Genomic DNA, 24,577 nt, shown 5'->3' on the forward strand with positions numbered 1-24,577 from the left:
GTCGCTTGAGGGATGTCATGTTTTGGGACGGTTGGCGTCCAAGGACCGTGATGTGTTTTTGTCAGCGGATTTTTGGATAAATGCCGGTGGTTTCATGCAAAATCAAAAATTCCGCTTGCAGGCTGTCTTTTCCTTGTGCATGGAAACAGTCAGAACGTGGCTTACGCTTGCAACGGCGGCAATGGTTTGTTTACCATAATTCAACTTGGTAGTGGCGAATGGGCCACGCATCCAAATGAAGTAAATGGAAATTAACGCGCGCACTTGCTTGTAGAGGAAAAGCGGTTAAAACCACGAACGGACCGGAGTCGGTTTCAGGACCGAGGGACAACGGAAAAAAGGTAAGAAGTTCACATGAAGGCTGGTTCAAGATTGTTGAACGCGGTATCAGCGGTAGCGCTGTCTGCTGGTGTAGTTTCCTTGGGCGCGGGCCTCGCTGTGGTCACTTCCGCTTCTGTTGCTAATGCTGCGACAATTCAGCGGATCGAGGTTGTGGGCGCGTCCCGCGTTGGTTCTGACGCGGTAAAGTCCAACCTGACGATCAAGCCGGGCAAGGCTTTTAGCAACAGCGACATCGATGAGTCGGTCAAACGTCTTTACGAGACTGGCTTCTTCGCCAATGTGAACATTTCCGTTTCCGGTGGTGCCCTTGTCGTAAAGGTCAAGGAAAACGAGCTGGTCAATCAGGTCGTTTTCAATGGCAATCGCAAGATCAAGAGTGACAAGCTTTCCGGGATCGTAAAGACCCAGCCCCTTGGTCCGTACAGCACCGAAATGGTGAATGCCGATATTGAGCGCATCAAGCAGGCTTATGCTGCCATTGGGCGTAATGACGTCAAGGTAACGACCCAAACCTATCAGGTTTCTCCTGGGCGGGTGAATCTGGCCTTCGTCATCAATGAAGGTGATCGCACCAAGATCGCTGCGATCAATTTCAGCGGCAATCACGCTTTCAGTGATAGCCGTCTTGCTTCGGTGATGCAGACGAAAAAGTCCAATCCGCTCTCCTTCCTGACGCGCCGTGACGTCTTCAGCGAGGAGAAGCTGCATTCGGATGAGGATCTGCTGCGTCAGTTCTATTATGATCATGGTTATGCAGACTTCCGTATCCTGTCGGCTGATGCGTCGCTGAATGAGCAGACCAATGCCTACACGATCAATATTTCTGTAGATGAGGGCCGCAGATACACCTTCGGCGATATCAATATCGAGAGCAGCGTTCCGAATATCGATGCGTCGCAGTTGAAGTCGCAGCTTCTGACGTCGAAGGGTGACGTCTACAACGCAAGCAAGATTCAGAAGACCATGGAAGCGCTGTCCAAGGCTGTGTCGGCCAAGGGCTATCCTTTCGTGCGCATCGTGCCGCGCGGCAATCGTGACCCGCAGACTGGCACGATTGGTGTGACCTATATGGTGGATCAGGGTGAGCGCGCCTATGTCGAGCGGATCGAAATCCGTGGCAACACCCGTACGCGCGATTATGTCATCCGTCGCGAATTCGATTTCAGCGAAGGCGATGCCTTCAACCAGGAAATGATTGCTCGCGCCAAGCGCAGGCTTGAAGCTCTGGGCTATTTCAGCTCGGTCAATATCACGACGAAACAGGGCAGTGCGCCGGACCGCGTTATTGTCGTCGTGAATGTTGAAGATCAGCCGACGGGCTCATTCGGTATCGGTGCTGGTTATTCTGTTGGCGGTTCGGGTCTTATTCTCGAAGCATCGGTGGAAGAAAAGAACTTCCTTGGTCGCGGTCAGTATATCCGTGTTGCAGCGGGTGCTGGTACGGACGACAGTCAGACCTACAACTTGTCCTTCACCGAGCCCTATTTCCTCGGTTACCGTCTTGCGGTCGGCTTCGATCTGTTCAAGAGCACGACCAGCAGCAATGATTATTATAAGTACGACGAGCAGGGTGGCACTTTCCGTGTGACTGCGCCCATCACGGATGAGCTGGCGACCACCTTCCGTTACACCTATAAGCAGATCAAGTATCGCAATAACGGTGCCTTCGGCGCTGATGGAATTGCAGGTACGTCTGATGACACCATGTCGCAGACCTATATCGATCTGATCGAGGGTAGCCCGTGGACGGTCTCGTCTGTGTCGCAGTCCTTGACTTATAATACGCTCGACAGTCAGACGATGCCGCATGAGGGCATTTACGCCACTGTGACTCAGGAATATGCCGGTCTCGGCGGTGATTCGAACTACTATAAGTTGTTCGGCAAGGCCCGCTATTACAAGACCTTGTCGGATCAACAAGACATCATCGGCTCCTTGTCGATCGGTGGCGGTCATGTGTTCTCGACCGGTGACGGCCTGCATGTCTTCGACCAGTTCCAGCTTGGTGGCACGCAGGTGCGTGGTTTCGAAAACAATGGTATCGGTCCGCGTACGGTCAAGGATGGCGATGCGCTTGGCGGTACGACGTATATCACCGCCTCTGCCGAAGCCACTGCTCCGTTCCCGGGTATCTCTCAGGATATCGGTCTGCGGCTTGCCGTATTTTCGGATGCTGGAACACTTTACGGGTCTGACGTATCGGATCCGAGTGGTGTAGAAGGTAATTCCATGTCGTGGCGGGCTTCTGTCGGTGCTGGCGTCGTTTGGGCGTCTCCTTTCGGTCCCCTGCGTTTCGATTTTGCACAGCCGGTTGTAAAAGAAAGCTATGACAAGGTGCAGCAGTTCAGATTCTCCATTGCGAACCAGTTCTGATTTCTGTAGTCGAAGCCTGAGTTGAATGGTTTCGTCCAGGATAAGAGCATAATGGAGTATCATGATTTTTTTCCTCCCCATGCGGGTATTCGCCTCAGTGAACTGGCGGATCGACTTGGGGCGGAATTGATTGGAGCGGATGGGGCAGGTGATGTTGTCATCCGCTCTGTCTCCCCGGTATACAGGGCGAAGTCCTCGGACATTTGCTATATTCTCTCCCGAAAGAACAAGCAGGAACTTGAAACCTGTCAGGCCGGTGCTGTGCTATGCGAGCCAGGTCTGCAATCGATTGTTCCAGGCCATATTCCTGTGCTGATCTGCAGCAATCCCCATGGTGCGTTTGCCTTGGCCGGACAGATTCTGCATCCTTTGGCACAAACGCCGGCCCCTGTTACCGAGGTTGCCGCCCGGCAGGTCTCATCTGCCGCCTTCGTTGATCCATCGGCGAGACTGGAAGATGGTGTCGTGGTCGAGCCAATGGCAGTGATCGGCGCAGGCGTTGAGATTGGTGAAGGCACTCATATTGGCGCGGGTTCGGTGATCGGGCAGGGCGTCAAGATCGGGCGTCACTGCACGATCGCCGCCGGTGCCAGTATTCTGGCAGCCTATCTCGGCAATCACGTTATCATTCATAATGGTGCAAGGATCGGGCAGGACGGTTTCGGTTATGCACCGGGCCCACGCGGCATGGTAAAAATTGTGCAGATCGGCCGGGTGATCATTCAGGACCATGTCGAGATCGGAGCGAATACGACGATCGATCGTGGGACAATGGATGATACGGTGATCGGTGAAGGCACGAAAATCGATAACCAAGTTCAGATCGGACACAATGTCAGGATCGGTCGCCATTGCGGCATTGTTGCTCAGGTTGGTATAGCCGGTAGTACGGTGATCGGTGATGGCGTGATGATTGGCGGCGGAGCGGGTATCAATGGCCATATAACCATCGGCGACGGTGTGCAGATTGCCGCCTATAGCGGTGTTGTCGGATCTTTGCCGCCTGGCGGAAAATATGGTGGCATTCCAGCGAGACCACTTGCGGATTTCCTGCGCGATTGCGCGGAAATCCTGAGTCGTTCGGACAGCAGGACGAAGTCGAGAAAGGGGTAGACATGACCGTTGAGAAGACTGAATTGGGCAGTGCGGATATTGTGGAGATCATGAAACTCCTGCCGCATCGCTATCCCTTCCTGCTGGTTGACAAGATTATCGAGATCGATGGCGACAATTCTGCCATCGGCATCAAGAATGTGACAGCCAATGAACCGCATTTTACCGGTCATTTTCCCGAGCGTCCGATCATGCCGGGCGTTCTTTTGATTGAGGGCATGGCGCAGACGGCGGGGGCCATTTGCGCGCGCAATGCCGGTAATGGCGGCGATCTGGTCTACTTCATGACGATTGACAATGCCCGTTTCCGTAAGCCTGTTGTGCCGGGCGATCGTGTTGAGTTTCATGTCGTCAAGCAGAAACAGCGTGGCAATATCTGGAAATTCCATTGTGATGCCAAGGTGGATGGCGCATTGGTGGCTGAGGCCGATGTCGGGGCCATGATCGTTCGCAAGGACCAGCAATGATGGGCGCTGTTGCTGCCAGCGCGCGCATTCACCCGCTCAGCCTTGTCGAGGATGGCGCGGTGATCGGCGAGAATGTCGTGATCGGTCCCTTCTGCCACATTGGTGCGAAGGTCGTTCTGGGGGATGGCTGCGAACTGCTTTCGCATGTCGTGGTGACCGGCAAGACCGTGATCGGCAAGAACTGCCGGATGTTTCCCAATGCTGTGATCGGGGGCGAGCCGCAGAGCATTCACCACAATGGTGAGGAAACAACGCTGACGATCGGCGATGGCTGCACCATGCGTGAAGGGGTGACGATCAATTGCGGGACGGTGGAAGGCGGCGGCCATACGGTGGTTGGCAATCGCAACCTGTTTCTGGCCAATTCCCATGTGGCGCATGATTGCCAACTCGGTGACAACATCATTCTGTCGAACAATGTGATGCTGGCCGGCCATGTCAAAATTGCTGACAGAGCCATTCTGGGTGGCGGTGCGGCGGTGCATCAGTTCACCCGCATCGGGCGTCAGGCCTTTATCGGTGGCTTGAGCGCCTGCAGTTACGATGTCATCCCTTACGGCATGTTGAACGGCAATCCCGGTCTGCTCGGAGGCCTCAATGTTGTCGGTATGACGCGAGCCGGTATCGAGCGGGCAACGATCCATCGGGTGCGCAAGGCGTTCAAAGCGATTTTCGAGGAAGAAGGCGCCATTCGTGAACGTGCTGCTTCCCTGCGGGATGAGTTTTCTGATTGCCAGGAGGCGTTGGAAATCTTCGATTTCATCGCAGCGGAAGGTGATCGTGCCCTGTCCTCGCCCTTCCGCGGCAAGGCCTGAGCCATGGCTGGACGACTGGCGATCATTGCCGGCAACGGGTTGTTGCCGGTCTATGTCGCCGGGGCAGCGCGTGCTGCGGGTGAAGATCCCTTTATCCTGCCGCTGAAGAATGAAACGGATCGACGTTGGGACGGGTTTGATCACGCCGTGATTGGCGTTGGCGACATGGCAGGCCTTGGCCGCTTGATCAAGCGCCATGGCATCGAGCGTGTCGTTCTATCCGGTGGTGTAAAAAAACGTCCTGCTTTCAAGGAAATACACGTCAATCTTCGATTTTTGCTGAAACTTCCCTCGGTGGTTCGCACGCTGATTTCCGGTGGTGACGATGCTGTGTTGAAAATGGTGATCACCTTGCTTGAGGCGCAGGGCTGCCGGGTGGTCGGGGCGCATGAGATTGCACCGCAGCTTCTGGCCGAAACCGGCCCTCTGGGGGACGTTAAACCCGGTCATGACGATTTGAGAGATATTGCGGTTGGCGTCGCAGCGGCAGAGGCGTTGGGGCGACTTGATGTCGGGCAGGGTGCGGTGGTTGTCGGCGGGCGGATTGTTGCGCTTGAGGGCGTCGAAGGCACGGATCGGATGCTGCAACGGGTGGCAGACCTTCGCGCCGAAGGCCGCATTTCTCCAAAACGACGCGGTGTGCTGGTCAAACTGGCCAAGCCGCAACAGGATGTCCGCGCCGATCTCCCGGCGATTGGTCTCTCCACAGTTGAAAATGCGGCAAAGGCCGGGCTGGCCGGCATTGCCGTTGAGGCGGGCAGGGCGCTGCTTTTGCAGCGTGAGGACAGTCTTGACGCAGCAAACAGGGCGGGGTTGTTCATCACAGGCATCGAAGCTGGAGACGCAAGGTGAGCGACAAACCTCTGACAATTGCGGTTGTGGCGGGTGAGGTCTCGGGCGATCTGCTTGGTGGAAACCTGATTGCCGGCCTGAAGCGTCTTTACGCCGGTGATATCCGGCTGATCGGTGTGGGCGGGCCTTCGCTTCAGGCGGAGGGGTTGCAGTCGCTGTTTGATTTTTCGGAATTGTCGGTGATGGGCGTGACGCAGATCCTGGCACGCCTGCCACATTTCATCCGTCGGATTGATCAGACGGCGAAAGCGATTGCTGCAGCCCGTCCCGATCTTCTGCTGATTATCGACAGTCCCGATTTCACCCACCGCGTGGCGAAGAAGGTGCGGGCGGCTTTGCCGGGTGTGCCTGTGATTGATTATGTCTGTCCAAGCGTCTGGGCCTGGAAGGAATACCGGGCGCAGGCGATGCTCTCCTATGTCGATGCGGTTCTGGCTGTTCTGCCCTTCGAGCCTGAAGTGATGCAGCGGCTCGGCGGGCCTGCAACCCATTTTGTCGGCCATCGATTGTCATCAGAGCTGGCGGTTCTGGCCTGCCGTTCGGCGCGGGCGCTCAGAACCGTTCCGGCGCGCGATGAGCCGAAGACGATTTTGCTGCTGCCTGGCTCGCGCAGCGCCGAAGTGGCCGCTCATATGGCGATTTATCGCGATGTCGTGCATGATTATGTCGCGCGCAATGGCCAGACGCGTTTTGTGCTGCCGGCCGTGGCGCGGCGGGAGGCGCAGATCCGCGATGCCATGGCCGGCTGGACGGTGCTGCCCGAGATCGTGCTGGGTGAGGAGATGAAGTGGCAGGCTTTTGCCGAAGCCGATGCTGCTCTGGCCGCTTCAGGTACGGTGATCCTTGAGCTGGCGCTGGCGGGTGTGCCGATGGTTTCGACCTACAAGACCGACTGGCTGATCAAGCTCATGCATAAGCGTATCAAGATCTGGACTGGGGCGCTTCCCAACATCATCGCCGATTATCCGATTGTGCCGGAATATCTGAACGAACAGATCCGTGCCGGGTCGCTGATCCGCTGGATGGAGCGGCTGACCACAGACACGCCGGAGCGCCACGCCATGCTGGCCGGTTTCGAGACGGTCTGGAGCGCCATGCAGACAGAGGCTCCAGCCGGAGAGGCGGGAGCTGAAATCATTCTCTCGATGCTGCAGGCGCGCAAAACCTCTGCCTGATGTTTTGTGTACAGGCTTATGTCGTGTGCTCGCATCTCATGTTGGGAAAATCGTTTTCAACTATTTCCGGAGAAAGAGGTTAACCCGCCAGTGACAGCACGGTATTGACGGCGGCGGCGACCAGAACTGTATTGAAAAAGAAGGAAACGACGGCATGGGCCAGATTCATCCGCCGCATGGATGAGGTGGTGATGGCAACGTCGGAAGTCTGGGCTGTCATGCCGATGACAAAAGAAAAATAAAGAAAATCAGTGCCGTCCGGTTCTGCTGTTTGCGGAAATTCCAGTCCCTTATCCTGTTGCAGCCCATCTGGTCCTTGCCGATGACGCCAGAAACGATGCGCATAATGAGCTGCGAACATGGTGTGAATGGTCAACCAACCCAGAATGACCGAGACAAAAGCCAGTCCGACTTCCACATTGCTGGGATTATGGGCGCGGTTAAGGGCATTAAATAGTGCGATCACAGCGGCTATGACGGCAAACAGCGTGATGAATAGAATGACCGGCGCGGGTTCGTCATCGCGCTCCGGGCTGGCCTTCAGCTTTGCCGATGACATGCGGGGAATGCGTTTGGCCATCATTCCCAGATAGATGAGGAAGAAGACGATGGCCGCCGCTTCGATCGCCAGACGCGGCTGCAGAAACAGGCCGAACGCAAGGGTGATCGCCATGCCGGTGAGCGCAAAGTAAAAGGGACTGTGGCGGCGTTTCAGCCGCAAATAACGTTGATGGGACTGGTTGGCCATTATGCTCTCCCTGACAGACGTCTACGTGTTATCGAACGCCACGGAATAGTTGGAGCGTTTGAACCTGTTTGCGAGAGCATTGTCCCGAGAAAAGTGCTGACTGCATCATTCCTTAAATCGGGTGAGATTTAAGGTGAAAATGATGCAGCAGATGAAACGTGCTACAGCGAGTTTTGTGCGCCATATTGGGCGCGCAAAACTCGCTGTAGGGGTTTTTTGTTCGGAAATGCGCAAGAACAAAAAGGTAGAGCATTTATATAGAAAAGTGGAATCGCTTCGGATTGCTCCGAAGACTGGCTCTCACATTTCGTTCCAATGATGTTGATGGAATAGGCGGTTCTGAAGTAAGGGGACGGGCGGTGTTCATCGTATCAAGTGCATGCGCTTCAGGCTGTCACACGACGACATAACTGTTCGAGTGCCTCCAGAAAGCGGGAGCGATCGCGCGGGCTGAAGGCGGCATTATAGCCTTTGCTTTCCCCGGTTTCACGCAGGTGCTGACCAAGATCGCGCATGGCCGATGCCATGCCGATATTGCCGTTATCAAAGATCCGGCCTGTCGGACCCGTGACCAGCGCGCCAGCCTGAACACAACGCGATGCAAGCGGAATATCTGCTGTGACCACGATGTCACCGTGACCGACGCGTTCGGCAATCCAGTTATCGGCGGCGTCGAAGCTGTTTGAAACAATCACATGGCGTACCATGGGATCGCGGGAAGGTCTGAGGCCGGAATTGGCAACGAAAATAACCGGCAAACCGTGTCGTTGCGCCACTTTCAATATTTCTGCCTTGACCGGGCAGGCGTCGGCATCGACATAAATGCCATGCTCGACAGGATGATCGGTCATTGTCATTCCTTTTCTGCTCTGATGCCGGCTTGGTGACGATGTTCTCATCCATAATGTCATAAAGGGCAGTGGAATGATCGACAAACATCAAATTCTTTAAATTCCACTCAAAGCCTAACGTTGCTCGTGGTTTTCATGCTGCCGACATTTGCTTTCAACCGTTAGAGCGGTTCACTGTGTCACGGAAACACCAAATCGCTCTAACTCTTTGTTTCTACGCATTTCCGGAGGGAAAACCGCTACGCACTTTTCTCGGGACAATGCTCTAAAACGCGACATGCTCGGGATGAGGTTGTGCGAATTCCGTTAGACCGGTTGGTACAAAAGGCAAAAGTTCGATTATTCTTGCCAGCAACCGCTGTTCTGTTTGTGAGTTGGCAACGCCGAACGTGGTGAAGATGCGTTCGATCCACTGCATCTTGGCGGTGTTGAGCCAGCGTTCGGGCGCCATGACAAAGACGATGTAATGGGCGATCTGTTCGATGAAATAATCCGGCCATTCCGGACATTTTTCCGGACAGCAGTCATTCAGAACCAGAAGTGTCAGTGCATCTTCGCGCGAGCGCGCGCCCTGGGGCATCCCATAGGTTTTCAGAAGGATCACGTCATGCCGATCCATCCTGCTCTTTCCGGCAATCATATTGGCCGGAAAGGAGAGGCGAAAATCTCTCATTTTTTATGTCCTCGTTTCATCATGAAACCGGAAATGGGTCTAGGGCATGAGGTCTTGCAACCAGCCTAATAAGTGTGGTTACTCAACTTTTAATATGTGCGGAAACGAGCCATAGTGCCAAAAATGGTTGTGTCCTTATTCCCTGTCGGGTCAGGGCTGACATCATGCCGCGAGCTCACTCTGGCGGGCTCGTACCTGTTCCCGCCAAAGTATGAAGAGACCGGAGGCGACAATGATAACAATGCCGAACCATTTGGACAGGCTGGGAAAATCACCGAAGAGCCAGTAGCCGAGTATGGTTGCGGCGATGATCTCGAAATACTGAAAGGGGGCCAGCACAGACAGCGGTGCCATACGAAAAGCCTTCACCACCAGAAGATGAAGATAGCCGGAGAGAACACCCAACAGGATCAGCAGCCAAAGCCCCTTGGCTGTTGCAGGCAAGGATGGCGTGAAATCAGGATTTCCTGCTTTGGTGCCTATGAGGATCATGAGACCCATGAAGAAAGTGCCGCCCATTCCGGCCATGGTCTGCATGGTCATCGGCGAATCGGCCATGCCGATGGCCCGGTTCAAAAACATGTAGAGGGCAAAGAGAAAAGCGCACAGCACGGGCAGAAGCGAGGTCAAGCCAAACAGGGCAAAGCTCGGCTGAATGACGATCATGGCACCGCAAAAGCCAATCAAAATGGCCAGCCATCGCCGCCAGCCGACCCGCTCTTTCAGAAACATCGCCGAAAGGGCCGTGAGCATGAAGGGTTCGACGAAGTAGATCGCGAACACATCAGCAAGCGGCATATATTTCACCGCCGCAAAGAAGCAGAGCGACGCCGCCCCATGCAGGGCTCCGCGCAGCAGGTTCATCAAAGGGCGTTTCGCCGAGAAAGCGGAGCGGCCATTCAGCAGAAGCAGAAAGGGCAGGGTGCACGAGAGCTGGAAGAAAAAGCGGTAGAAGGTCACTTGCCCCGGCGACATGTTTTCGACATTGGCCATGTATTTGGCGATGGCATCCATGCACGGCAAAACCAGCATGGTGCCACCCATCAGCATCATGCCACGAACAATGCTGGACGAATCGTTTGAAAAAGCTGTCATCGGGGTCCCTCACCCCGATGAATGAGCACAGGCTGATGAAGCTTGCAAGCCGTGATCAGGCCTTGCGCGACGCAATATAAGCGCGCCAGCCACCATGGGCTGTGACGTCTTCAGCACCCTGTAGCGCATGCGCTTCGCAGAGAAAACCGGACACCTGCTCACCATCCTCCAGCGTTACCTTGCCGATACCGAGAGGCGCCGGAATCTGGGCAGTGAAGCGACCGAAGGCGGCGGCTGGCAGTTTCCACACCTCGACCTCCAGACCCGGCCCGGCAAAGCCCGGCTCGCGGAGCAGGCCTGGTTTCGGCGGCGTGGTGTTGGGCAGGGCAAACAGCCGGTAATCGGCGGCGGTGCGGCAGCGCCGCACCAGAAAACCGCCGGGTCCGGTGAGTTCGTGATTGAGCGGCATCCCGGTCAAATGCGCGCCGACCACGACGATCTGGATCATGCCGTCATCCGCAGCCTTGACCTTGCTGTCTTCCGGCAGGCGGGCGGCCTTGTCCTTGCCCATGCCGCAGTCTGCGGCGCGGTGCAGGGCATCGGCGAAGGGAGCAAGGGCATCGTCGCTGAATTCGGGTCCGATCAACATGACACCCGCAGGAAGATGGTCGTCCTCATCGAAGCCTGCGGGAATGGCGATGGCCGCACAGCCCATCAGGTTGGCAAAATTGGTGTAGCGCCCGAAATGGCCGTTGCGGGCAATCGGGTCGGCCAGCATGTCCTCGACCGTATAGGTGGTCGGCGAGGTCGGCAGCATCAGCACATCCACCTTGGCCCATTCAGCCCGCATCTGCTGGCCCAGTGCGCGCAGCCGGTAAAGCCCCTCAAAGGCATTGACGGCGTCATAGGCTTTCGCACCTTCGATGATGCTGCGCACCGTGGGGTCAAAATCCCCGGCATTGCTGTCGAGAAAATCTTTCACGGCCGCCAGCCGTTCCGCTACCCAGGGGCCGTTGTAAAGCAGTTCTGCCGCCTTGCGGAAGGGGGCGTAATCGAAGGGAACGATGTCAGCGCCCAAGGTTTTCGCCCGCGAGATGGCGGCGTCATAGAGCGCTTCAAAGGCGGTATTGCCGAAAAATTCGCGCTCTCCCTCGGCCAGAACGCCGATCTTCAGTGCCGTTGCGGGAAGGCTTGCGGGGCTGGCCGGGCGGGAGAAGGGGTCGCGCGCGTCATAGCCGTCCATCACTTTACGGATCGTCACGCCATCGCCAACGGTTGCGGCAAAGACGGTGACGACATCGACGCTGCGGCAGGCCGGCACCACGCCGGAATTCGGCACCAGACCCGGTGTCGGCTTGATACCGACAATGTTGTTGAAGGCGGCGGGCACCCGGCCCGATCCCGCCGTATCGGTGCCGAGCGCAAAAGTGGCAAGGCCCGAGGCCACGGCCACTGCCGAGCCGGAGCTGGAACCGCCCGACACATAGGCCGGATCGAAAACCGAACGCGGCGCGCCATAGGGCGAGCGCGTGCCATTCAGTCCGGTGGCGAACTGGTCGAGATTGGTCTTGCCGATGACGAGTGCGCCTGCTGCCTTCAGCCGCGCCACCACGGTGGCGTCGTCGAGAGGCTCGTAGGCATAGGCCGGGCAGGCTGCCGTGGTTGGCAGATCCTTGACGTCAATATTGTCCTTGACCGCAAAGGGAATGCCCCAGAGCGGCAGGCTGTTTGGCTCCGGCGCACGCGCGATCAGTGCCTTTGCCGCGTTGCGCAGATCCTCATCGGCTGTCGGCGTGATGAAGATCGCCGGATCGGCAGAGGCGTTGCGGCGGGCAATCACCTCCTCCACCAGAGCAAGGGGCGAAAGCCCCTCTGCATAGGCGTTGCGCAGCGTGGTCAGGTCAAGAATGGTCGGCAGCATCAGTTCGTCTCCAGAATGGCAATCACATCGCCGGCTTTTACCGTCCGGCCGGGGGCCGCACGCAGTTCACGCAGAATTCCGCTTGCGTGGGCAGTTACGGTCACTTCCATTTTCATCGATTCGATAATGGCAATCGGCTCTCCGGCCTGAACGGTCTGGCCTTCCTCGACCAGAAGCCGCCACATATTGCCCGGCACGGCGCTTTCGACGCCGATGCAGCCGGGTGGCACATCGCCGTCAAGGCCGGGGCCACCCCCGTCATCCACCTGAAACGTATCGAGGCCCTGATCCTTCCAGCGCTGGCGCTCGGCCTCGAAGGACGCCTGTTGCTGTTGCTTGAAGGCGGCAATGCCACTGGCATTGGCGGCAAGCTCGGCCTCATAGGCACCATAGGAGAAACGGCCCTCTTCGATGCGGATCGGATAGGCCCCATGCGGAAAGGCGTCACGCGCTTCCATCAGTTCGTCGTGACTGACGGGGAAGAAGCGAATGCGGTCGAAGAAATCGAGAAGCCAGGGCCTGGTGAAGACCGGCGTTTTGCGCCATGTGTTCCACACCTGAATGGTGCGGCCGAAGAGCTGATAGCCGCCCGGCCCCTCCATGCCATAGATGCACATATAGGCCCCGCCGATGCCAACGGCATTTTCCGGCGTCCAGGTGCGGGCGGGATTGTATTTCGTTGTCACCAGCCTGTGCCTCGGATCGAGCGGTGTTGCCACGGGAGCACCAAGATAGACGTCTCCCAGCCCCATCACCAGATAGCTGGCGTTGAAAATCGTCTGCTTCACCGCCTCTTCATCGGCAAGCCCGTTGATGCGGCGGATGAACTCGATATTGGAGGGGCACCAGGGCGCATTTGGCCGCACCAGTTCCTGATATTTGCGCATGGCAAGCTCTGCCTCTGGATCGTTCCAGGAAAGCGGCAGATAGACGGTGCGGCTCGGCACCGTGACAACGCGCATATCGGGCAGGCTCTTTTCGATCTCCTGCAATTGTCCAAGTAGCCGGTGGCGTGGCAGTGACGCGCCGTCATAATGGATCTGCAATGAGCGGATGCCAGGGGTGAGATCGATCAGGCCGGGCAGTTTCGCCGCCTGTACCGCTTGCATCAGCAGATGGATGCGCAGTCTCAGTCCGATATCAAGCTGCATCTCGCCATATTCGACCAGCAGATTGTCATCGCCCTGACGGCGATAGGTGACGGAGACGGGGCCGGATTGGTCTGCTCCAATGATTGGAGAGCCGGTTTCGGCCGGGAGGCGTTTGACGACTGGACCGGCGAGAAGCTCTGTATCCCGTGCCACGGGATAGAACCGGATTTTATCCCCCGGCTTGAACTGCCCCATCTTCCACTGCTCATCCGCCGCAATCACCGCCGGGCAGACGAAGCCGCCGAGGCTTGGGCCGTCTGGACCGAGAATGATCGGCATGTCGCCGGTGAAATCGATGGCGCCGATGGCATAGGCATTGTCATGCAGGTTGGAGGGGTGAAGGCCTGCCTCGCCGCCATCGCTGCGCGCCCATTTCGGGGCCGGGCCCATCAACCGCACGCCGGTGCGGGCGCTGTTGAAATGCACCTCGTAATCGGTGGAGAACAGGGTTTCGATGTCCTCATCCTGAAAGAAATCCGGTGCGCCATGCGGACCGTAAATCACGCCCACCTGCCAGTGGCGGGAAAGTTCCGCGGGTTCCTGTGCTGGCTTTGGTGCGGATTGAGGCGCACGCGCCAGCCGCAGCACATGGCCGGCTTTCAGCGTGCCGGTGGCATGGCCGCCGAACTGGCCAAGCCCGAAGGTGGCGCGGGAACCCAAAACGACAGGGGCGGCAAAGCCGCCGGAGACGGCAAGATAGGCGCGCTGGCCCGCCCCCTCGATGCTGCCGATGGCAAGCGTCTGTCCTGCCTTGATCGGAATGGCCGTATCATGGGCAATGGGCGCGCCATCCAGCATCATTGGCATGACGGCCCCCGCCAGCGCCACCGTCACATCGGAGAAGAATGTCAGCATCGGTCCCGAGACCGTCAGCTCCAGCGCCGCTGTTTCATCGTCATTGCCCACCAGCCGGTTGGCATGGCGGAAGGAGCGCTCATCCATTGGCCCGCTCGGCGGCACGCCGACATGCCACAGCCCCAGCCGTCCCGGCAGCTCCTGAAGGCTGGATTGCGCGCCGGGGGCGATCACCTCCACCACATCCGGCACGAAGCGGAAATCCTTCAGCGCCGTGGTGGCGACATCGGCACTTTTGAACAGATCGGAGGCGGCAATGGCTTTCAGATAATCGAGATTGGTTTCGATGCCTGATATGGAAGAACCGTCCAGCGCCTGCTGTAAAGCCGTGATGGCCGCCTCACGGCTTTCGCCGGACACGATCACCTTGGCCAGCATCGGATCGTAAAAGGGTGTTACTTCGGTGCCGGTCTCGATCCAGCCATCGACGCGCACGCCTTGCGGAAACTGCACCTCTGTCAGCAGCCCGGCGCTGGGGCGGAAATCGGCATGGGGCATTTCCGCATAGAGGCGGGCCTCGATGGCGGCCCCTTTCGGGGTGAGGTTTTCCGTGCCGGTCAGCACATCCTCACCCGCCGCCTGCCGGATCATCCATTCGACGAGATCGATGCCGAAGACTTCTTCCGTGACCGGATGCTCGACCTGAAGCCGTGTGTTGACCTCGAGGAAATAGAATTCCTGCCGGGCCGGATCGTAGATGAATTCCACCGTACCGGCGGAGCGATAATTCACCGACCGACCCAGCGACACCGCCGCTGTGTGCAGACGCTGGCGCACATCATCGCTCAAGCCCGGTGCCGGGGTTTCCTCGATGACCTTCTGATTGCGCCGTTGCAGCGAGCAATCCCGTTCGCCAAGCGCAATCACCCGTCCTTCGCCATCGCCGAAGATCTGTACTTCAACATGGCGCGCCTTGGCGACGAAGCGTTCGAGATAGACACGGGCATCGCCGAAACTGGCCTTTGCCGTGCGCTGCACGCTGTCGAAGGCCGTTTTCAGCGCTGCCGCATCGGCGCAGAGCTGCATGCCGATGCCGCCGCCGCCGGCGGTGGATTTCAGCATCACCGGATAGCCGATCCGCTCGGCCTCGCTCAGCGCCTCCTCGGCGCTGTCGAGCAGGGCACTGCCGGGCAGAAGCGGCACGCCGCTTTTCTCAGCCAGTTCCCGGGCGGTGTGTTTCAGCCCGAAAGCGGCGATATTGGCCGGTGTGGGGCCGATAAAGGCAATGCCTTCCTGCGCCAGCCGTTCGGCAAAGCCGATATTTTCCGACAGAAAGCCATAGCCCGGATGCACGGCCTCAGCTCCCGTCGCCTTGCAGGCGGCAATCACCGCCTCGACATCGAGATAGCTTTGGGCAGCCGGTACCGGGCCAAGCCGCACCGCTTCATCGGCGAGTTGCACGGCTTTGGCAAAGCGGTCGGCATCGGAATGCACGGCAACCGAGGCAATGCCCATTTTCCGGAGCGTGCGGATGATCCGCACGGCGATTTCGCCGCGATTGGCAATCAGAACCTTTTTGAACATGGTTCAGACCTCACTGTCCCAGACCAGAACGCGCACCGGGGTCGGATCGAAGCCATTGCACGGATTGTTGATCTGCGGGCAATTGGAAATCACCAGCAGCACATCCATCTCCGCCTTCAGTTCGACGAAATCGCCCGGCGCGGAAATGCCATCGACAATGGTCATCTCGCCCGAGGGTTCGATCGGCACATTCATGAAGAAATTGATGTTCGGCACCACGTCACGCTTGCTCATGCCGTGTCTGGACACTTCCAGCACGAAATTGTCGCGGCAGGCATGGAGATATTTGGTGCCATGGCCGAAGCGGACCGTGTTGCTCTCGCAGGAGCAGGCACCTGCCGAGGTGTCATGGCGTCCGCAGCTGTCGGCCACCATGGTCAGCATCACCCGGCCTTCGTTGGAGATGATCTTCGTGCCGGTGGAGATATAGGCCGCACCCTGTTCTCGCATCGTATCCTGGCTGGAATAACGCTCGGAAAAATCCTCGGCATTGTAGAAGAGCGTATCGACGGCCTGCTGACCGTAACTGTCTTCAATGCGCAGAATCTGGCCTTGTTTCACCAAGGTGGAAAAGGGCGCTTCCGCCGGGATGAAATGCTCCTGCACGGCATTGTCCGGTACGCGGGCGGGGGAGGTAGCTTTGAATTGGGACATGTTCATTCTCCTCAGAGCGCGGCCAGAGCGTTGTTTTCAAAGCCGCGAACGGCCTCGGCGGTGGCGGTGCGGCAGAGGTCATCTGCGGCGGGTTCCCTCGCTTGAAGACGGGTGATCGTCACCGGATTGGGCGCATAGGAGGGATTGGGGTCGAGCGGATGCGGGCAGTTGGAAAAGCCGACGATCATATCCATCTCGGCGCGCAGGTCGACGTAATCGCCCTCGTTCAGCAGCTCCGGCTTCCACTGGAAGCGGCCTTCGGCATCGACGCGAACGGGGGCGAAGAGCGACAAAGCTGCCGGAATATCCTGCTTGGAAAGTCCGGCCTTGGTGGCCATCAGCACGAAGTTGTCGCGGCTGTTTCTGATAGCGGCGCTGTTGGAGCCTTGATATTTGCGGGCATTGGCGGCGGCGGTGGAGCCGCCCATCAGGCAATCATGGGCGCCACTGCTGTCTTCGGTGATGGAAAACATCACCTTGCCCATATCGGAAAAGATCACCCTGCCTTTGCCAAGCCCGGTGGTCCATTGCAGTTTCGCCGTGTCGGGCAGGTTCAGCCGCTCCACCGGGTCGGATGCGTTCCAGGCGATCAATGAGACGGTGGAAAAGCCGTGGGTCAGATGAATGCGCAGCGTTTCCAGCGCCTTCACTCGCGTTGACCAATACCAGCCGCCGGGGATGACCTCCTGATGCACCACGGTTTTTTCATCGAGATCGGGCGCGGGCAGGGCGCTTTTACCCGGCAGCGATTTGGGGGCAAACTCCAGCCCCTTTTTCTTATGTTCCTCATAGCGCGCCCGGTTGGCGGCAATCTCTTCGGCAGAGCGTCGGATATGCATGTGTCTCTCCTATCGACGATGTGCCGGGTCGTCCCGGTAAGGCCCGTCTTTCTTGACCGGGCCGTCCCGGTCTGGGCGAAAAATGGAAGCGGTTCCGGCCTGGCGTGGCGGCCAGATGGAAATGTCTCTGGTGATGGTGGCGCCGTAGCGCAGCTTTTCCTCAGGCCGGTCACGCGGACGCTCGAAGGCGACGACGCGGGTGGCGAGCGTGAAGGCTTCCCGCATGTCATGCGTCACCATCACCACGGTCATCGGGTTTTCGTGCCAGAGCGTTTTCATCAGTTGGTGGATTTCGGCACGGATGCCGGGATCGAGCGCGCCAAAGGGCTCGTCCAGCAACAGCACACGCGGCTTCATGATCAGCGCCTGCGCCAGCGCCAAGCGCTGTTGCATGCCGCCGGAAAGCTGCGCCGGATATTTGCCTTCCGATCCGGCAAGGCCGACGGCGGCAATCATGGCATGGGCTTCGTCGATTGCGCTGCGTCGCGCTTGCCCGAAAAGGCGGGCGGCAAAGCGGGCGGCGGACAACTCCTTGCCGAGCAGCACATTGCCAAGCACAGTCAGATGCGGAAACACCGAATAGCGCTGGAAGACCACGCCGCGATCCGGCCCCGGTTCCGGTGGCAGCGGTTTGCCGTCCAGCAGGATTTCCCCTTGCGTCGGTTGTTCCTGCCCGAGCAACATGCGCAAAAACGTGCTCTTGCCGCAGCCGGAAGGACCGACCAAAGCCACGAAGGCGCGTGAGGCGATGTCGATCGAGACGTTTTCCAGCACGATCTGGTCGCCATATTCTTTCCAGAGCTTTTTAATGGTCAGTTCGCTCATTATCGCGCCTCCAGCTCGGACCAGGGGAAGAGACCGATGCGCAGCCGGTCGAGCAGATAATCGCTCAGGACCGCAATCAGCGTGATCCAGGCGACATAGGGAAAGATCACGTCCATGGCGAGATAGCGCCGCACCAGAAAGATGCGAAAGCCCAGTCCGCTTTCCGAGGAGATCGCTTCTGCCGCAATCAGAAACAGAAAGGCCGGGCCGATCTGCAGCCGAAGCGCCGTGATCAGCCGCGGCAGGATTTGCGGCAGCATGACGCGCAGGGCAAGCTGCCAGCTCGAGGCGCTCAGGGTCTCGGCCTTGACGATCTGCTCTCGTGGCAGGGCGAGCGCCGTCAGTGCCAGATCGCGGATCAGGATCGGTGTGACGCCAATGACGATCAGCGTCACTTTCGAGGCTTCACCCAGCCCCATGACGATGAACAGAATCGGCAGAAGCGCCAGCGGCGGCACCATGGAAATCGCTGCAACGAACGGTGCCATCAGCGCCCGGACGAGTGGAATGAGGCCGATCAGCAGCCCGAGTGCCAGCGCAATTGCCGCTGAAATGCCAAGGCCGGAATAAAGCCGGGTCAGGCTGCTCAAGGTATCGGTCAACAGCAGATAATCGCCCGTGCGCGGATCGGCGATGAAGGCCATGCGGTTGATGGCGCTGACCAGCGCCGTCAGCCCGGGCAGCAGCTTGTCATTCGGGTTTTCGGCAAGGCGCATGGCCGAGCCTGCGGCATAGGCGATCAGCAAGGCGGCAAAGGGCAGGCAGCCCAGCGCCAGACGCGCACCATTGCCCGGTTTTCGATTGATGAGCCGCATGGGGTCGCTCCGTTATCTGTACGGCAAGGATCATTCGCCGCGTCTTCTGTCATGCCCGGCTTTGTGCCGGGCATGTGCCTGTTTCGGGAGATCCTCGGGTCAGGACCGAGGGTCACGGTAGAAAGCTGGATGGCAGGCAGCGTTACAATGTGCCCTTGGCGGCGGCGTCCATATAGGTGGTGGTGAAACGCAGCTTCACATTGCCCTTGTCGCCCAGCACCTTGCCATCGGGCATTTCGATGCCGATGACATCGGCAGAGGGGGCGCCATTGCCAAGCAGCCCCTTGGCGAACAGGAATTTGCGCACCCGGTTCATGGTTTCCGGCAGTTTGGCCGAGGCGGTGAAGCTTGCGGCTTCCTGCGGCTTGTCGAAGAGCTTCGTTGCGGCGAGCTGGCTGTCGAAACCAGCAAGATCGGTGCCGGAGGCCTTGCCCATCTCCGTCTTTGCGGCCTTGCCTGCCGCCGTATCGGACATCATCAGCTTGACCGTGTCATACCAGATGCCCGCCAGCGCCTTGCCGAAATCCGGATTGTCTTTCAGCACCTGCGTATTGGCCACCATAAGATCCATGATTTCGCCGGGGATCTGGGAGCTGTCGAAGACCTTGTGGGCGGAAGGGTCCTGCAGAATGGTCGAGACCAGCGGGTTCCAGGTGACGACCGAGGTGACGTCCGGCGTCTTGTAGGCGGCGACCATATCGGCGTCAGAGGTGTTGACCACGCTCACGTCACGCTCGCTCATTCCAATGCTTTCCAGCGCCCGGCTGAGCAGATATTCCGACACCGAATATTGCACCAGATTGACCTTCTGGCCCTTGATGTCGGCAAGCTTGTCCTTGTTCTTCAGGATCACCGCGTCATTGCCGTTGGAAAAATCCCCGACGATGACGGCTGTGGTATCGACGCCACCGGCGGCGGGAATGGACAGCCCGTCCATATTGGTCAGCGTCACCGCATCATAAGCACCGGCGGTGTACTGGTTCATCGATTCCACATAATCGTTGAACTGGGTGACATCGATCTTGATGTGGTATTTGTCCGCCCATTTCTTGACGATGCCGTGATCGGCGGCATACCCCCAGGGCATCCAGCCGACATAGATCGACCAGGCAACCTTGAATTCCTTTTTCGGTGCCGCCTCGGCAGAGGTGGACGCGCCAAAGGCAAGGGCTGCGCCGATCAGTGAAAGTGAAAGCAATTTGCTCAGAGTTCGCATATCATTCCCCTTTGTTTTGTCAAAAGGGATCGGCACAGACCAACGCCGCCAATCCCTTGGCTAACGAGGTCTCCCGGGCTTTTGTCCCGCCGTGCACCCGACGGGATGTCTCCCCCGCCGGTGGCTGCTCTCGGACCAGTCACGCTTCTGGTGCTTGCTTTGAGGAAACCCATGTGTGGTTTTTCCGAAAAGCAGACGAACAGATTAAAGCGCCGGAACCCTAGCGGCCAACTCGGTAATATAGAAAGCAATCATCGTGCCAATGTTTGGATTTCGTTTTTTCAAAGGGGCGGTTTTTGATTTAAAATATTGATTTCAATATCTAATATTATATTGTGATGTGGGACTTGCCTTGCTGCCCTGCATATTGGGGGCGTTGCCTGCTTAAAATCAGGCCGTCCTGCCGATTTTCGCGGCATGGTTCACTGGCCTTGATGAAGCGCTGCAAACCAGTCGCCCAACACCTTGTCCGGTGAAAACCGGCTGGCCTCTTCATGGGAGAGCTGCGGCCTGTCCGGATTGATGGCGGCACCGGGGCCGTGGCTTCGATATTCGAAAAAGCGCGCCTCTTTCAGGGGAGAGAAACTGCGGCGGCTGCCGTCTTTCGCCAGCCCGGTCATCTCGGTCCAGCCGCGACTGTCGATATGATCGTCCATCTCGCAATCGATGAACAGGCTCTGGCCGACAGCATTCGGATCGGCATAACGGCCATCGGCAAAGGTCCGGGTCGGATGCCAGGGCCGTCCGAGATAATGACTGGCCTTGGGGATGGTGCCGTCTTCCCGGATGAGTCTGCATCCGTGGAAAATCAGTCCATAAGGATCTTCGAGCTTCGTGCTCGGTGCCGTAACGAAACCGGCGGGTCTGATCGAAGCCATGCCACGTCTGCGGCTGACAATATCGCAATCGCTGAACAGCGCCGTTCCCGCACCGAAAATGAAATCGACATTTCCGGCTATGCGGCAGCGGGTAAACAGACTTATCCCGGCATCGGCATACAGCGTGTCCTGATAGCCGATAAGAGCGACCTGATCGAACAGGCTGCGGTCTGCGCCCTGATCCAGCATCAGGGCGACGGCCTGACTGGCGCCAATCCGATCGGAGGCGGAAGGGTCACGCCGGTCATTGTCCAGAAAATCGAAGTCGTTGCGGATCGTCAGCTTGTGGGCGGCAAAGCCCGGTGCACGCACGGTGACGGTGGCCGAACCATTGGTGCCCCAATGCCCGCCGCCGGGCTTTTCGCCGCCGGCAAAGGCATCGAAGCTCAAAATCGTGGCATCGATGCCTGCGCCGATCAGCATGATATTCGGCTTGTCGATCACCAGCTTTTCATGAAACCGGCCTTGGCCGATCAAAACCCGGAAGGGTTTGGCCGATGCGGCAGGCGCGGCCTGCAACGCCTCGGTAAGTGTGGCATAGACCGGTTGGGATGCTGTTGCGCCCGAATGCGGATCGACGATGGCATCTGGGGCATCAGGTTTGGATTGCCCGGCAAAAGCCTTGTCGAAGATCAGATCGGGAAACAGGGCAGTCATCAGGCAGGCCTTCATCCATTGGCGGCGCAGCATGGTCGAGTGTCCGGCTGCCATGGCGCGATCTCAGATGATCAGATTGGCAAGGATATCATTTTCGGTAATATCCTCAAAGCCCAGACCGTTTTCATCGAAGCGCTGGATCAGGCCGGTGAAATTCTCCCGCGCCGTGGTTTCGATGCCGATCAGGATCGAGCCGAAATTGCGCGCCGATTTCTTCAGATATTCAAACCGGGCGATATCGTCATCGGGACCGAGCAGATTGAGGAAATCGCGCAGCGCGCCGGGGCGTTGCGGCAGGCGCAGGATGAAATATTTCTTCAATCCCGCATAGCGCATGGCCCGCTCCTTGACATCCGGCAGACGCTCGAAATCGAAATTGCCGCCGGAGACGACGAGAACGATGGTCTGCCCGGCAATCGCCTCGCGCGGCAGAAGCCCAAGAGCGGCAATGGCCAGAGCGCCTGCCGGTTCCAGCACCACGCCCTCGACATTCAGCATGTCGATGATCGTGCCGCAAATGGCGTTTTCCGGCACCAGCATCACCTGATCGCTGGAAAAGCGCTTCAGGGCAGCGAAATTGGCCTCGCCGATGCGGGCCACCGCCGCGCCATCGACGAAATTGTCCACCTTGGGCAGGGTGACGACATGGCCTGCCTCCAAGGCGCGCTTCAGGCTCGGCGCGCCTTCCGGTTCGCAGAAGAGAAACGCGGATGCGGGCAGGGCATCGGCAAAATAGCCGGTGATCCCGGCGCTCAAGCCGCCGCCACCGACCGGCATGACCAGACGGTCGATGGTTTCTCCTTCCGGCAGTTGCGCGGCAATTTCCGCCGCCACGGTTGCCTGACCCTCGATGATGTCGGCATGGTCGAAGGGGGGCACCATGGTGCCGCCGGTCTCGGTGACGAAATCCTGTGCGGCCTTGTAGCACTGGTCGAAAATATCGCCGACGAGCCGGATGGTGATGAAGTCGCCGCCGAATTTGCGGGTCTTGTCGATCTTCTGCTGCGGTGTCGTCACCGGCATGAACACCATGCCCTTGACGCCGAAATGCTGGCAGGCAAAGGCAAAGCCCTGGGCATGATTGCCGGCCGAGGCGCAGACGAAGGTTTTCGTGCTTGGCCCGCCGCCGATGACCTTGGAAAAGAAGTTGAACGCACCGCGCACCTTGTAGGAGCGCACCGGCGTCAGATCCTCGCGCTTCAGATAGATGCGGGCGTTGTAAAGCGCGCTCAGATGCAGGTTGAGTTGCAGCGGCGTCGGCTCGAAAAGCGAACGGAGCGAGGCCATGGCGCGGTCGACGCCGGATGTTTCAAGGGTTTTCATCGTCATGCTTTGCTTTTGCAGCCTTGGGATGGAATGGCAATGAAACCACCCCATCCCCAATGTCAAACGGAAAGCGCCGTGTCCTGAATTTTAAGAGGGGTTAGGATGGCTATCGGCGAAGGCGACATTGCGCTTTTCATAGCCGAAGCCGGCCAGAACCGCCACGGCGACAGCCACGGTGACGGCAACGATGACCAGCGCCAGTGCATAATCATTGTTCCATCCGGCGGCGAGCCCGGTTTGCAGCGAGGCATTGCCGGAGGCGAGCAGATTGCCGATCTGATAGACGAAGCCGGGGAAGGTGCCGCGCACCTCGTCCGGCGACAGCTCGTTCAGATGCACCGGCACGACACCCCAGGCACCCTGGACGAAGAACTGCATGATGAAGGCGCCGATGGCCAGCAGGGTCGGCGTCGGTGCATAGGCCCAGAGCCAGCTGGCGGGAATGACCAGCAGCGCGGCGAGCACAATGGCGCGGCGACGGCCAAGCTTCTGCGACAGTGCGCCGAAGCAGAGACCGCCAAGGATTGCGCCTATGTTATAGACAATGGCGATGGCCCCGACGGTGTGGTTGTCATAGCCACGCTGCACTTCGAGGAAGGTGGGATAGATATCCTGCGTGCCGTGGCTGAGGAAGTTGAAGGCGGTCATCAGCAGCACCGCCCAGATGAACAGCGGCAGGTTGCCTTTCAACACTTTCAGGAAAGGTTGCGAATCGCCGCGCGCCTTGCGGGCGACAAAAGCGGGGGATTCCTCAACATTGCGGCGGATATAGAGCACCAGCAGCGCAGGCAGAGCGCCGACGAAGAACATGCCGCGCCAGCCGACAATCGGAAACAGGAAGAAGAACACCAGCGAAGCCAGAAGATAGCCGGTGGGGTAGCCCGCCTGCAGCAGGCCGGAAATCAGTCCGCGCGCCTCTTTCGGAATGGTTTCCATGGTCAGCGATGCACCGACGCCCCATTCGCCGCCCATGGCGATGCCGTACAGCATGCGCAGCACGATGAACATCGTTAGGCCTGTCGAAAAGCCGGAGAGCAGCTCGAAGACCGAATAGAGCAGCACATCGGCCATCAGGGTACGACGGCGGCCGAAGCGTTCTGAGGCAAGCCCGAAGAGCAGCGCGCCGAGCGGTCGCATGGCCAGAGTGAGGAAAATCGCGGTTGCCACGGCGGGAATGCTGACCTGAAATTCCGCCGCGATATGCTTGATCACGAAGACGAGGATGAAAAAGTCAAAGGCATCCAGCGTCCAGCCAAGAAAGCTGGCGATGACGGTGTTGCGCTGCTGCCGATTCAACTGGCGCAAGGGGGCAAGAAAGGCCATGAGATCTCCTCCTCTGTCGGCTCTCCTCGATAAATATTGATAGCTCGCATTGTTCCGCTTGCGGTCATGACATTTTTGTGATTGGTGTATTATATAGTTTACGCAATCAATGGTTTATCTTGTTGCTTTTTTGTTCTGATTGTCTGTCG

At 58.4% G+C, this 24,577-nt stretch carries 20 protein-coding genes and 1 riboswitch; of the genes, 6 read left to right on the forward strand and 14 right to left on the reverse strand.

Annotated features, from left to right (window positions below):
- Window positions 1-354: 354 nt before the first annotated feature.
- Genes bamA through lpxB form a run of 6 tightly spaced genes read left to right on the forward strand, consistent with a single transcriptional unit; the run spans window position 355 to window position 7,137 of the window.
- Entirely contained in the window at window positions 355-2,715 is a 2,361-nt protein-coding gene (bamA, locus tag NAC44_RS15015; RefSeq protein WP_250942043.1) for an outer membrane protein assembly factor BamA, read from the forward strand.
- A 51-nt stretch (window positions 2,716-2,766) separates the two neighbouring features.
- Window positions 2,767-3,828 (forward strand): UDP-3-O-(3-hydroxymyristoyl)glucosamine N-acyltransferase, encoded by a 1,062-nt coding sequence (lpxD, locus tag NAC44_RS15020; protein ID WP_250942044.1) that lies wholly within the window; start codon window positions 2,767-2,769, stop codon window positions 3,826-3,828.
- Window positions 3,829-3,830: 2 nt separating this feature from the next.
- Entirely contained in the window at window positions 3,831-4,295 is a 465-nt protein-coding gene (gene fabZ, locus NAC44_RS15025; RefSeq protein WP_250942046.1) for a 3-hydroxyacyl-ACP dehydratase FabZ, read from the forward strand.
- Window positions 4,295-5,110 (forward strand): acyl-ACP--UDP-N-acetylglucosamine O-acyltransferase, encoded by an 816-nt coding sequence (lpxA, locus tag NAC44_RS15030; RefSeq protein ID WP_250942048.1) that lies wholly within the window; start codon window positions 4,295-4,297, stop codon window positions 5,108-5,110. The genes fabZ and lpxA overlap by 1 nt, the downstream gene beginning before the upstream one ends.
- 3 nt (window positions 5,111-5,113) lie before the next feature.
- Entirely contained in the window at window positions 5,114-5,962 is an 849-nt protein-coding gene (locus NAC44_RS15035; RefSeq protein WP_250942050.1) for an LpxI family protein, read from the forward strand.
- Entirely contained in the window at window positions 5,959-7,137 is a 1,179-nt protein-coding gene (gene lpxB / locus NAC44_RS15040; RefSeq protein WP_250942052.1) for a lipid-A-disaccharide synthase, read from the forward strand. Before NAC44_RS15035 ends, lpxB begins: the two co-directional genes overlap by 4 nt.
- 79 nt (window positions 7,138-7,216) lie before the next feature.
- Here the strand turns inward: lpxB and NAC44_RS15045 are convergent, their stop codons facing one another.
- The 14 genes from NAC44_RS15045 to NAC44_RS15110 form a co-directional block, all read right to left on the reverse strand.
- The gene (locus tag NAC44_RS15045; RefSeq protein WP_250942054.1) at window positions 7,217-7,885 is read right to left on the reverse strand and encodes a DUF1345 domain-containing protein; all 669 of its coding nucleotides are present in this window, start codon (window positions 7,883-7,885) and stop codon (window positions 7,217-7,219) included.
- Between the two features lie 386 nt (window positions 7,886-8,271).
- Complete coding sequence (locus tag NAC44_RS15050) at window positions 8,272-8,736, reverse strand: YaiI/YqxD family protein (protein WP_250942057.1); 465 nt, start codon at window positions 8,734-8,736, stop codon at window positions 8,272-8,274.
- A gap of 265 nt (window positions 8,737-9,001) precedes the next feature.
- Complete coding sequence (locus NAC44_RS15055) at window positions 9,002-9,409, reverse strand: hypothetical protein (RefSeq protein ID WP_250942060.1); 408 nt, start codon at window positions 9,407-9,409, stop codon at window positions 9,002-9,004.
- 162 nt (window positions 9,410-9,571) lie between these two features.
- Entirely contained in the window at window positions 9,572-10,504 is a 933-nt protein-coding gene (locus tag NAC44_RS15060) for a DMT family transporter (RefSeq protein ID WP_250942061.1), read from the reverse strand.
- 55 nt (window positions 10,505-10,559) lie between these two features.
- Window positions 10,560-12,365: an allophanate hydrolase gene (gene atzF / locus NAC44_RS15065; RefSeq protein WP_250942063.1), complete on the reverse strand. Its 1,806-nt coding sequence runs from the start codon at window positions 12,363-12,365 to the stop codon at window positions 10,560-10,562.
- On the reverse strand, window positions 12,365-15,895 hold the full coding sequence (uca, locus tag NAC44_RS15070; protein ID WP_250942065.1) for an urea carboxylase: 3,531 nt from the start codon (window positions 15,893-15,895) through the stop codon (window positions 12,365-12,367). Before uca ends, atzF begins: the two co-directional genes overlap by 1 nt.
- 3 nt (window positions 15,896-15,898) lie before the next feature.
- A complete protein-coding gene (locus tag NAC44_RS15075; protein WP_250942066.1) occupies window positions 15,899-16,549 on the reverse strand; it encodes an urea amidolyase associated protein UAAP2 in 651 nt (216 codons plus the stop codon).
- Window positions 16,550-16,560: 11 nt separating this feature from the next.
- Window positions 16,561-17,388, reverse strand: a complete 828-nt coding sequence (locus tag NAC44_RS15080) for an urea amidolyase associated protein UAAP1 (protein WP_250942068.1) — start codon at window positions 17,386-17,388, stop codon at window positions 16,561-16,563.
- Between the two features lie 9 nt (window positions 17,389-17,397).
- Window positions 17,398-18,213, reverse strand: coding sequence for an ABC transporter ATP-binding protein (locus NAC44_RS15085; protein ID WP_250942070.1), 816 nt, complete (start codon window positions 18,211-18,213; stop codon window positions 17,398-17,400).
- On the reverse strand, window positions 18,213-19,028 hold the full coding sequence (locus tag NAC44_RS15090; RefSeq protein WP_250942071.1) for an ABC transporter permease: 816 nt from the start codon (window positions 19,026-19,028) through the stop codon (window positions 18,213-18,215). Before NAC44_RS15090 ends, NAC44_RS15085 begins: the two co-directional genes overlap by 1 nt.
- A gap of 142 nt (window positions 19,029-19,170) precedes the next feature.
- Window positions 19,171-20,244 carry a putative urea ABC transporter substrate-binding protein gene (locus tag NAC44_RS15095; RefSeq protein WP_250942072.1) on the reverse strand — a complete coding sequence of 358 codons (1,074 nt, stop codon included), beginning with the start codon at window positions 20,242-20,244 and terminating at the stop codon, window positions 19,171-19,173.
- 68 nt (window positions 20,245-20,312) lie between these two features.
- Window positions 20,313-20,479, reverse strand: a riboswitch (guanidine-I (ykkC/yxkD leader).
- Between the two features lie 187 nt (window positions 20,480-20,666).
- The gene (locus NAC44_RS15100; protein ID WP_250942073.1) at window positions 20,667-21,833 is read right to left on the reverse strand and encodes a pectinesterase family protein; all 1,167 of its coding nucleotides are present in this window, start codon (window positions 21,831-21,833) and stop codon (window positions 20,667-20,669) included.
- 9 nt (window positions 21,834-21,842) lie between these two features.
- Complete coding sequence (gene ilvA / locus NAC44_RS15105) at window positions 21,843-23,102, reverse strand: threonine ammonia-lyase (RefSeq protein ID WP_250942329.1); 1,260 nt, start codon at window positions 23,100-23,102, stop codon at window positions 21,843-21,845.
- Between the two features lie 90 nt (window positions 23,103-23,192).
- On the reverse strand, window positions 23,193-24,428 hold the full coding sequence (locus NAC44_RS15110; protein WP_250942074.1) for an MFS transporter: 1,236 nt from the start codon (window positions 24,426-24,428) through the stop codon (window positions 23,193-23,195).
- Window positions 24,429-24,577 lie beyond the last annotated feature (149 nt).

The sequence above is a fragment of the Allorhizobium sonneratiae genome (genome assembly GCF_023700755.1).
Classification (GTDB): domain Bacteria; phylum Pseudomonadota; class Alphaproteobacteria; order Rhizobiales; family Rhizobiaceae; genus Allorhizobium; species Allorhizobium sonneratiae.